The organism is Acinetobacter proteolyticus, from assembly GCF_000367945.1.
GTDB lineage: Bacteria > Pseudomonadota > Gammaproteobacteria > Pseudomonadales > Moraxellaceae > Acinetobacter > Acinetobacter proteolyticus.
Genome location: NZ_KB849179.1, coordinates 1935277 through 1948071, shown reverse-complemented (window position 1 = coordinate 1948071; position 12795 = coordinate 1935277). Strand labels below are relative to the sequence as shown.

At 38.5% G+C, this 12795-nt stretch carries 1 protein-coding gene (only partly in view); it reads left to right on the top strand.

What is annotated here, in order from left to right:
- On the top strand, positions 1 to 12795 hold the final stretch of the coding sequence (locus tag F993_RS20410; RefSeq protein WP_004655081.1) for a tandem-95 repeat protein. 25761 nt of this gene lie to the left of the window's left edge; only the last 12795 of its 38556 coding nucleotides appear in the window; its start codon lies off the left edge, out of view; the stop codon is at positions 12793 to 12795.

The window sequence follows — 12795 nt, the reverse complement described above, 5'->3', positions numbered from 1 at the left end:
AAGCTAGAAATAGCGCGTAACAGCACTGGAACATTACAATGGCAGAGCCTACAAGAGATTGCACTTAAAGCAGTACAAACTAATCAAAACCTCAATATTTTTGCTTTAAATCCAGCATTACTTGCGAATGGTGTTTATCAGTTACGTTTGACAGCGTGGGACCTTGTTGGTCGTGTTGAAGAACTTTATGCCAATATTGAAATTAGCAGCAGTGCAAAACAATTGAATCAAGCCAGTCATGTGGATGCAACGTTACAGATTGGGTCACAAACACTTGATTTAGTTCGTTCAATTACAACAGGCGTACAGGGTGATTTCTCTAACTGGAGCAGTGCATTATTTGATACTCAGTTGACACATAATCAACGGTTGACCAATAGTGTGGGCGGCGTTGCAGCATGGCAAACTGGAGCAAAAGTCTGGCTGCAAATTCCGCAAGTAATGACAGGTGCCCATGCAATACAAACGCAATATCTAAGCTTTAGCTTGAATTTACAGACCCAATATGTAAATGGGGCAAGTACTGGTATTCGTCAACTCACCCCACAATTTAGTAATGACCAAGGCTGGCGTTTAACCGCACATACAGCATTTGACTTACATACAGATACGCTTGTTCAACAAGGGCAAAGCTTATATAACGAAACGACAGGACTCGCATGGGCACCAAGCTATTTCAGCTTAACTGCACCAAATGGTACGCGTTATGTACTGGATCAAACTGGCAAAGTATTGTCTGTTACATTCACTAATGGTGAACAATGGTTGGTAAGCCAAAACAATATCGTATTGGTCGGTGGTCAAAGCTCACAAAGCATTGAGTTTAAACGTGATAGCCAAGGGCGTGTCAGCCAAGTGATTGGTCTAGATGCACAAGCGAAGGCGATCAGCTTAGTCTATAAATATAATCAATCGAATCAGCTCGAGTTGGTTCGTAACCTCATTACAGGTGAAGTGGTTCAACGCTATAGTTACTCATCTACAGGTGAAGTCCGTCTGGAAAAAGCCACAGCTTATTTGGGTGCAAGTGTAGATTGGCTCAACCAAAACCAATCTTTGCCGCAATGGCAGGGTGAGTTGACCAGTCAAACACAGTATTTTGACTTTGCGATTCGTGAGTCAGAATTGGCATCTACCATTAAAGCAATGGGTGCTACTGGTGCTGTGTTAGTGGCAATAGAAACACAAGGTAATGTTCAAGACATTGGTGTTGCAGATACAAACATTGTGTCGCAACAGCGACATGGTGATCGTACCATTACCTTGGTTCGAATCACTTCGGCAGGCTTTAAGCAGTTGGCTGTAAAAGGAACAGGTTCAGTTGCGGTTCGTTTATCTATAGTGGGTGATTTAAATCGTGATGGCTATGTCGATGGCTTAGATAGTGCGTTGTGGCAACAAGCACAAGCAGGACAACAGCAATTTGATTTAAATGGTGATGGCGTTGTCAATAATACCGATTTACAAGTTCTCTATGCCAACTATGGTTGGAAATCAAACCAAGCCCCAGTCAATGTGGTCGAACAGGGCAAACAAGCTTTAAAAACGCATACAGATTTATCGGTGAGCGGTGCATTGGAGCAGATTGCAGTTGATCGTGAGGGTGATACGGTTTATTGGAATATTCTAGGTAATACACATGGTATTGCTCAACTTTCACCAAATGGTAAGAATCTTAGCTTTAAACCAGAAGCAGGCTTCTCAGGTTATGCGACAGTAACACTACAAGCAGATGATGGTTATAGCAAAGGTCAGCCAATTGAACTGAAAATCTATGTGAGTGATGCCAAGTTAGTTTTAATTCATGTCGAACGTTTGGTGGCATTGGCGTTGGGTAATGGTGCAACCTTACAAGTCAAAGGTGACTTTGAAGATGAAAGTGGCGTTATCTTAACGGCTGATTATTTGCAGTTTGTCAGTGATAACCCGAATGTGCTCACTGTAGATGCGCAAGGTAATATCACGACCAAGAAAGCTGGTATTGCAACAATTCATGTATCTGCTCGTGGTATTGAAGGGGTGAATGCAATTTCAGTCAGTTTATATGGTGATGAACCAGAGCTGGATGATAATGGCTTTGAAGTGGATGTTTATCCAAAAGCAGTAACCTTGCCACTCAATGGTGAGCGTCAACTTAAAGTGACCGATGTTGATGGAAATAAGGTTTCAGCGGCTTCTGCTGGTACTAAATACTATATCAGCGACAGCAGTATTGCAGAAATTAGTGTTGATGGTCTGATTCATGCAAAAGCAACAGGTATTGCACAAGTTACTGTGATCAATAAAGGTCATCAATATACCTTTAGCCTGATTATCCAACAGCCTGAAATTGGTTCTGCGGTAGTAGATGCCAAGAAAGGTGCAGTAGTTCAAGATGAGCAGGGCAATATCTTAATGGTTGCGCCAGGTGCTGTAAAAGAAGGTACTGAAGTTTCGATCAAGGCTAGATCATTGGATGATGTGGGTATGCCATTGCCTGCACCTGATGTTTTAACTTCTTTGGCTGCGTTTGATATTAATGTTGGCGATGAGGAGGCAAAATTACCTTTACAACTTGCGATTAAAGTACCTAATCAAGTTAAAAATCCTAAAACAGGCGAATTAGAGCATCTTTCCGCAGGGATGGAAGTAATGTTCTGGCGCAAAGGTACGATTAAGGATATTGATGGTATTGAACATGACACATGGTGGCTTGTTGATAATGGATATATTGGTAACGATGGCGTTGCTAGAACCTCAAGTCCACCATATTCAGGTGTGAACTATCATGGCTCCTATGTTGTAACAAAAAGCGAATTTAATGCTGAAACAGGTGAAGTGAAAGTTTCAGGTGCAGCAATACGTTGGGATGCTTTTTGGGTGCAGCAGGCCATGATAGCCATGGCGCCTAGTCCAATTATGGCCATATCAGCATTAGGCGTGTTTGCTACACAAGCTTATCCATTACAGGCAATTAACTATACAATTCTAGGATCTTATAAAGCAGATATACCAAAAGAATCTTTAGCGCCTGCAAAAATTTCCACAACGTTCCCAATGCCAGAAGATATAGATATTACAAATGGTACACCGATGATTTCTGGTTATGAGTATGATCCTACTACTCGTAAGCTAAAGGTGATGGGGGCATATTTTATTCCATATAATCAGAATCCGAATAATTTTGATGTGAGTGTTTATTTAGTTCCTAGAGGTGAGGTTTTATCTGATATTCAAAATGAAAATGCGCTAGCTGATCGTGGATTGATTTGGCAAGGATTCAAAGCACAGGTTAATGGAATTTTTAATAATCAATCAATGGAAATCACACTACCTGAACATGTTGCGTTATCACAGCATATGATTTATATCCAGCGAGTTGCAAAAGTTTCTGGGCAAAATGGTAATAAAGAACAAGGTATTCCTGTGCAGAGCGTTCCAATTCAGGCTTGGACAGTCGGTACAAATAATATTTTAGTTACAGAATTAGATGCAATTAATATCTTTAAAGGAAAAGATCAAATAAATAGTAATCCAGAAAAACCAAATGAAAAAGCTATCGATAATTCATTAGAGGTAGTCAAAAAAATTACTAAAAATGAAAAAGGAGAAAAAATAGCAATGTGGGGTGGGTATTCTGATCAAATAGCTTTTAGTAAAGATGGAATGCTCGCTTTTGTTGCTACAGATGATGCCCAGATTTATGTGGTCGATATGCTTGTAAATGATATTGTATATACAATTAAAGTTAAGGGTGTTAATGATATAAGTGGTCTGCTTGTTCATGGGGATTGGTTATTTGTTACAGAAAGAGGGACAGATAATGGTCATAGTCGTTTATTCAGAATAGATATCAATCCGTATAGTACTGAGTTTTTGCTTAAACAGCAGGTTATTGATTTCGGTGCAACAACCAACAAAGGTCTTTATGATATGGTTGTTAATAATGGTACATATTTAGCCATTACTGCACCAAATCAAAGTAGAGTTTTCGGCAGAGCTATAAGTGCAGAGGTTGGAAATGTTTATTTCTTAGATTTAACGCGTATAAATGATGATGGAGTCCTAGATAAGAAATATATTGCGATTTTAGATAAAAATAAGCTTGAAAACTATCAAGGTCGTTCACCAAGATATATTACTAGTGGGACCGGAAATGGAGAGTTCTTAATTTCTAATATCGAAGACCATAATGGTGGTCTAATGTTAGTAAAATTAAAAACTAATTCAGATGGTCAACTTACAGGTGAAATTGATGTTAATTCTGTAAAAATGACCCCAAATATAAATAATCAGAATCCAAATTGGTTGAAGCAACGCTTACAGCTAAATCTACAGTCGGCTTCAGGGCATGTACTGGTTCTAGTATATGACAATGAGCTAAAAAAAGATGTTGAATATGCTATTGTCGCGGATGCTTTTGATCAGTCACAAGATCCACATTGGAATTTTGATGATGGTTATGGTGTGGGTAAGCAAATGGGGGCTAAACTTGCAGTTATTCGAGACCCATTTGATAAATTAGGTAAGTTTGAGTATCTGGGAACAACGACACCAATTAATGGTGGCATGATTGAAAGCTTATATATCAATCAGGATGGAAAACTATTTGGACGTGTTTGGATTGATGAATATGTGGGTAATTTTGTTTGGAGAATGTCTCAGCATCTTCTAGTTTGGGATGCGAGTAGTATTGTTACAGCAGCTATAGCCCATAGTCAGATTTTCCCTAAAGGGCAAAATCTAAGATTACCCTTTGATCGTAGGCCTCCAAAAGGCAGTACAGAAATCGATACCAATAAGCTTGAGCAAATTCCCGAAGCAACCCCATTGAAATATAGTGGTTATGGTAAGAATGATGACTTTGGATGGATCTATGGTATAGGAACATATACTTTACCTTCTGGTTTTATTCATTTAACACTAAATCCAAATATTGACTATAGCGTATATTCTGATATGGCGAAGGCTATTGAAGATAAGAAAGCGGAAGAAGAGCGTTTAAAAGGTCAGTTGAATCCTAATAATAGTACTACTCAATGGTTGGGTATAGATGATGAATCTATAGATCAGGATATTGCTAATGGAAAAACAAGTAAATGGAATGCAGCAAAATACGCTTTAAAAACGCTTTATTATGACGGAGTTGATTTACTTACTTTTAACAGTTTTACAAGAATTGGTGAGGCACAAAATAAACTAAATAAAGGTGAAATTAATTGGGAGCAGTATGCAGCAACAAGGAACAATATAATAGGTACAACAGTTGCAAGTTATTTAATTGGTGGTGGTATTGCTGGTGCGGCAGTTAAGAGGCTTGGTACTGGGTTCTTGGGAGGTGCTGCTGGAGGCGCCGGTTTTGATGTTTCTTATCAACTTATGAATATGAATGGTGAAGATAATATATATGAAATTACTGATGGAAAACTGGGGAAGAAGTTTGATTTAAGTGATTTCTCATTGACGTCATTAGCTTTAAACACAGCTATAGGCGGTGGTATAGCTATAGGAGCTATAGGATATCATTGGCTAAATTCGACAGTACTGGGCGGTAAAGTACTTCTGAAGATACCAACAGTGTCTAGTCCTTATCCAATACAAATTGTAATGTCTCAGGCGCAGAAGATTTCTCCAAAATTCGCAAATAATCCAATTGCTGATACTACAGGTGCACAAATCCTTCGTAATAGTGATGGTACGATCTTTACACTATCGAAAAGTAAAATTGAAATAAAAGTTCCAGGTCAAGGAAAACAAGATTCTTTAGAAGCAGCATTATTTGCGGAAAAAAATGGACCTTTGCTTAAAGAAGCAATTGACGAAAGTCTCAATACTTATGGTCAGTTAGCTCAAGCTGTAAAACTTCATAATGATTTTATTACATTATTAAGACAAAGTATTTTAGATACGAGTGTCATTGCAAGGCTTAATAGCGATTATCCTTTGTTAGACATAGATAGGTTATTGGCTAAATATGTGAATGAAAAAATAATACTTAAGAATGGGAAAAGGGCAGACCAGTTAGCTGGTAGTGAGTTACATAAAGCTATTATTGATGACTTATTTGATGCAGCAAAATTACGAGAAAGAATGAGCTATAAAGCATGTTTTGTTGCTGGAACTTTAGTACATACAAATAAAGGTTTAGTGCCAATTGAGCAACTTAAAGTTGGTGATTGGGTTTTATCAAGACATGAAAGTGGTATAGGTTCAACAGAATATAAACAGGTCATACATACTTTCAAGTCTGATATAAAACATCCAGTTATGTCTCCACTTAAGTTTAGTAATATCTTATGTACAGAAGAACATCCATTCTGGGTCAAGAATCGTGGTTGGGTACCTGCAAAGCAAATAGATGAAAGAGATACTATCGAATATCTAATACATTTACCTAATCATGATGTTTCTGACGTTGGGAGATATAATCATGAAAGTGGTTTAAAATCTATTGAAGGTATGGGTTTTAATTTATGGGATTCTGGAATTGAGGGTTTGGCAATCATCCCTAAAACAAATGAATGGAAATATAATAATGAAATTAACTATGGTTATGAGCTGGTTGATTTTTCTAATGGTTATCCAAGAATTGTTTTATTAGATAAAAATGATGATTCGGAATTAAGTCACTTTATCGAAAACTACTTTGATTCAAATGTTGTTAGTGATAAAGAAAAATTAGATTACTTATTGTTAGATAAAGATAAAGATAAAGATCTGATTGCTAAATATAGGGAGTTGTTTGATTATGGAATAGCTGGTGGAGTTGGTAAGCCTTATTTTAATTATGTTTATAATATAGAAGTCGATGACTTTCACACTTATTTTGTTGGTGAAGAAGGAGTTTGGGTACATAATACTAAATTGGGATCGGCAGAAAAAGTTAGTTCTACTATTAAACAAATGATTGATGATGCTAAAGCAGGTAAAAGTTTTGAACTTGAGTATCAAGTTGTTAACGAAGGCGATAGCGTTGCTAAGCATTTAAGTGATATGTATATAAATCCAAATTCAAATTTGAATATAAATAAATTTAAAGATTTGGCAAAAGATATTTATATGGTGCCACAAAAAGATCCTGCTATTTTTAGTGGTCTTTCTTCAAATTCTGAAAATGGATTTAAAGATACAGCTTTACAAAAATCTTTTATAAAATACCTCCAAGACACACCTTTGTATAACCATATTTATGAGAATGGTGGGATAATGGGGGTTCAGGTGAAGTTTAATCCTAATTCTAGTGGTTTAATTGCTGAAATTAAGACGAATAGCTATTCTATTACAAAGACTAATACTCAAATTGAATATGTTGCTGTGTTGGGTAAAAATGCTAAGATATTGCAAAACCAAGCTCCAGTTAGAAAATATGAAGCATTAGTTCCTATTTATGATAATTCTGGGAAATTATTGCAAATCGAGTTTGTAGATGTTAAAGCTGATTATGGTAAGTTTTTTGGAACTAATAATGCTCTTGAACAAGGGTTGAAAGGTAATAATTATCAATATTATCAATATTACAATAAGATATTTGAGTTTTCAAAGGATTGGTATAAAGATCTAGCGGTAGTAGCTCAAAATTATAAACTCAATGGAAGTAATGTGCCTGCAAAAGTAGTTTATAAATTTGAACATGCTGATCAACTAAAATTCTTTAAAGAAAATGTAGTTGATCAAATTGCAAAAGGTAATTATCAACAATTTATAGATGCTTTTAATATTCTTGAGGCAAAAAATATTAAAAATCAAATTATACGATTTGGTGATGATTTAAGTCGTATGGAAGAAATGTTTAGAACTTTAGCTGATGAGTTTTATAAAGGGGCTGATTCGGCTATTCAATTCGTTGGACCTGATCATGTTGAATATCATACTAAATATCAAATGATTGCTAATAGTTCCAATGATATTTTAACGGATAGTTCAGCGGTCATTACTAATTTGGTTGACTTAAAAAATACAATTGATTTAGCAAAAAAATATTGGTTAGATGCAGGAGCTTCACACTCTGATTTAGATAAAATTAGTATTAAGTTAGATACACTGACTGATAATGCTTTAGCAATTACGGAAGGTACTAAAATCACTGTTTCTCCAAATGCTGCAGGCTGGGGATGGTTTGTAGATAAAACACCAAGTCTAAATGAAGAGTTTGATTTAGGTTCAAACAGTTACAGTTTTGATGCAAAATTAGGCAGTGAAGCTGATAACAAGATTGACTTGCTAACAGTATTGATCCATGAGATTGGTAACGTGTTAGGAGTAAGTCATCGTGAAGCCAATGATGTAATGACTTTGGTAATTGGGGAGGGTGAACGCCGTTTACCAAATAGCAATGATGCTAAATACTTGGCATGGTTAGCAGGCCAGACTTATGACCAAGAAAAATATCAAACGCCAAGCTATGCATGGCAAACACCGAACTTGTTAAATGATCAATTTGCGGAAGTGGTCGCTGGTAATCAAGTCAGTGGAAGTTGGTTTACTCAAGGTGAAATTAAAGTTTCAGGGCAAGACTTACAACTTAAAGAAAGCAGTACTCAACACACCAATCTATCCCAAGCCTTTAAACTCGGGGCACAAGATCGAGTCCTTACATTTACGGTAAAAGATCAGCATCTAACAGACTATAACAATGGTCCAGATGATGCATTTGAGGTTGCGCTGCTTGATGCAAAAACAGGTGAAGCACTATTTAAAGTGAAGGATCTGAGTCAATCAGATGCACTCTTTAACCTGCAAGCCAATGGTCAAAACTATTTGGCACAAGGGATTGAGCGAGTTATCAACAGTGATGGCAGTCAAACATTCTTTATCAACCTAGACCAAGCTTTAGCTGGCAGAGAAGTTCTATTATCTTTTGATTTACTTGGCTTTGGTACAGCAGATAGTTCAGTCACGCTTAGCAATATCCGTTTAGTTGCTGAAGCATTGGCAATGAATGATCACTACCAGTTTGATGAAGATACAATCCTCACGGGCAATGTGTTGGATAATGACTTACTGATTGGTAAATCAATTGAAAACTTGGTGCTCGTGGCTGCACCGCAACATGGTGAGCTGGTCTTGCTTGCCAATGGTGAATTTAGCTATGTACCGCATGCCAACTATTTTGGTGCGGATCAATTTAGCTACTACTTTGTCACTGTCGATGGGCAGCAGTCTAAAGTTGCGACTGTACAATTTGATATCAACCCAGTAAATGATGCACCGATTTTTAGCCAACAACCAAATTGGGAAATTATTGCAGGTGAACCACTGGTCTTAGATTTTGATAGCTACGTTAAAGATGTCGAAAGCAATCCAGTTACAGTGCAAATCACCCAACAGCCACAATACGGCACAATTAGTTATGATGCTGCGACAGGTCATTATGTCTATTTGGTTGATAAGGATTTTGTTGGTGATGACACATTTACGGTTATACTCAGCGATGGTACAGATTCTTCCCAACCTTATACCTTTAGTATTCATGTTTTGGCATCAAATACGGCACCTGTATTAAATACACAAGATATAGAGATCGATGAAGATCAAGCGGTGATCTTTGATCCATTGGCAAGTGCTTATGATGCAGATGGTGATGTGCTTGGCGCGCATATAACGCTACAGCCGCTATATGGACGTTTAGAACAATTGGCGGATGGACGTTATCAATACGTACCAAATGCCAATTACTTTGGTACAGACAGCTTCAGCTACTATGTCACAGATGGAAAACTGGATTCACAAGCGGTCAGCGTGACGATTCATATCAAAGCTGTGAATGATGCTCCGATGCTACAAGCACAAACGCTGATCACAGACGAAGATACTGCGGTCTTCATTGATTTACTGGCGACAGCACAGGATATAGAAGGTGATGTATTAAATGCCGTAATTGTGACTGAGCCTGTTCATGGACAACTGGTGCGATTGGCGGATGGACATTATCAATATATGCCACATGCAAATTATTACGGTACGGATAGCTTTAGCTATTATGTGACTGATCATGCGCTAAACTCGCAGGTTGTAATCGTATCGATTACTGTAAATGCAGTAAATGATGCACCGACATTGTTTGCACAACAGATAGTGACGAATGAAGATAGAGCGGTAACGATAGATCTTCTTTCAACAGCTCAAGATGTGGAGCATGATGTCTTAACGCCTGTACTAGTTTCACAACCTCTCAATGGTCAGTTGAAACCATTAGCAAATGGACAATATCAATATGTACCGAATGCCAACTACTTTGGTGCAGACAGCTTTAGTTACTATGTAACGGATGGTGAGCTTGAATCTCAGACGGTTGTGGTTGCTATTACGGTTAACTCTGTAAATGATGCCCCAACTGCAAACGCTCAAACTGTTCAAGGTTTAGAAGATCAAGTCCTGATTTTAAAATGGTCTGATTTTGCTGTGCTCGATACAGATGGCGATGTCTTAAGCATAGAAATTAGCGCTCTCCCTCAAACTGGTTTATTACAACAGTTTATCCATGACCAGTGGGAGTTAGTGAGTGTAGGCACACGTTTCAATCAAGCCGATTTTAATGCTGGGCATATTCGTTTTGTGCCGAGTTTGAATGAGGCCAGTGATCGTGCAATAGCGGGTATTGGTAATCAAAAAGCAATTTATGCACAAGTTGGTTATAAAGCTTTTGATGGACAGCTTTATAGTGCGATGACCTGGTTGAATATTGAAATTGAGGCTGTTGCAGATCAACCGATTCTAAATATTGGTTCGACTACTAATCAAGAAGTTCTGTTCCAGACCAGTTGGGAAACCGCAGTAAACCCAGACCTGACTTCAACCCTGATCGAACAGAATATGTTTGAGGGTTGGACATTACTTAAGGGGCTGGATTGTAACCTATTTGGTACAGATGGTTTTGAAATCTGGGGCAATGGCGACCGCATGGAGAATGCGTATGGTCAGCTTAAAACAGTTCAAGCAAAAGCTGGTAATGGTAATAGCTGGTTAGAGCTCAATGATGCAGGCTTGTTCCAAGCTCAAACCTTGGGGATTGCGCGTAATGTACAAACTGAATTCGGGCGTAGCTATAATCTCAGTTTCGATTATGCAGGGCGTTTAGGCTTTAGCGAATGCTTTACCCAAATTGGTATTTATGTTGATGGTAAACGTATTGCAACTTATGCCAATACCAGTCCGAATGATCAACTGAATTGGCAAAATATCCAATTTAGTTTTGTGGGTACGGGTAAACTGCAAAATATCCAAATTCGTATTGATGCACCATTGACACATTTAAGTGGACGAGGTGCGATGATTGATAACATTGTACTTTCGACCAATAAGCCACTGAATCGGGGCAAAGAAGATTTGGCAATGCAGTTGTCTAGTATCTCAGCTCAGTTGCAGGACAAAGATGGTTCAGAACAGCTTAAACTTGCGATTGCAGGCATGCCATTAGGCAGTAAGTTAACAGATGGTTCACACCAGTTTGTGGTGACCGATCAACATACGGTTGCTGATATCAGCACTTGGAATCTCAACACGCTACAGTTCACGCCACCTAAAGACTTTAGCGGTGAACTGAAGTTGCAAGTGGTGGCAAGCAGTATTGAAAAATCTAATGCAAGTGTTGCGTCAGCGATTCATGAGTTAACGGTATATATCGAAGCTGTTGCAGATGCGCCAAGTTTAGAAACTCATCAATCGCAAAATGCTTTAACGAGCCGTGAGATTTTCCATACTGAATGGGGAGGTGTTTATAATGCCATTCTCAATAAAAACCCGTCAGTGGTGTATGGCTGGAGTTTAGATGGTTGGACGACTCAAAAAGACCAGTTACTTAAACTCGATGCTTTTGAAGTATGGCACTCTGGCGATCAAATGAAGAATGCTGCGAATCAAAATATAAGCCTACAAGGCACAGGTTCAAATGCATGGATTCGTTTGAATGATGGCAAGGATACGCTGTATCAGCAAACCGCGATTGAACGTCAGGTAAATACGGTCAACGGGACGACTTATACCTTAAGTTTTAATATGGCAGGCTTGTTAAGCCAAACTGCAAATATGGGGCGTGTCGGGGTATATGTCGACGGACAACAGATCGCTGTGTTTGACGCAGCGAGTGGACAAACCGCATTGAACTGGCAGGAGTATCAAATTAGCTTTGCGGGTAATGGATGTGACCGTACCATTCGTTTGCAGCTTGAAGGAAATCTGAGTGGTCGTAGTGCCTTTATCAATGATATTCGTTTAGTTGAAACCTATACTTCAACTGCGAACCAAGTCTATGCTGTTGTCGGCCAGACTACGTATTTACCAATTATTGCCGCACGCAGTAATGATCTCGATGGTTCTGAGCGAATGAAATTAGAACTGACAGGCTTTAGTCAAGGTACGGTCGTGACGGATGGAACAAACTACATCACGATTAGCTCAACTCAGCAGTGGATTGATATTAGTACATGGGATTGGGCGCAGTTACGCTTTGCAAGTAGCCGTAATCAAGATATGGCGATTCAAGTAAAAGCGACGGCAATCGAGCAGAGCAACCAGCATAGTGCGAGTAGTCTCAAGACAATTGCAGTGAAAATGTTGGATGGACAAGCGTGTATCAACCCTTGGCGATTGGTCAACGGTTTTGTATCGACATGGGTCAACCATATCGCATCGATTCCTTTGACGGTGAAAGCACAATGGGCTTGTTCAATTCCATTGCTTTCAACTCAGTTAGAGTTGAGCATCTTACCAAAAGACGAAGAGAAGGATCTGATTCTACTCCGTCAAGAAGAACAGTCAGATGCATGGTTGAAATCTTTGGAACAAACTGCACAACAGAACTGGAAACAGTTATTTTAA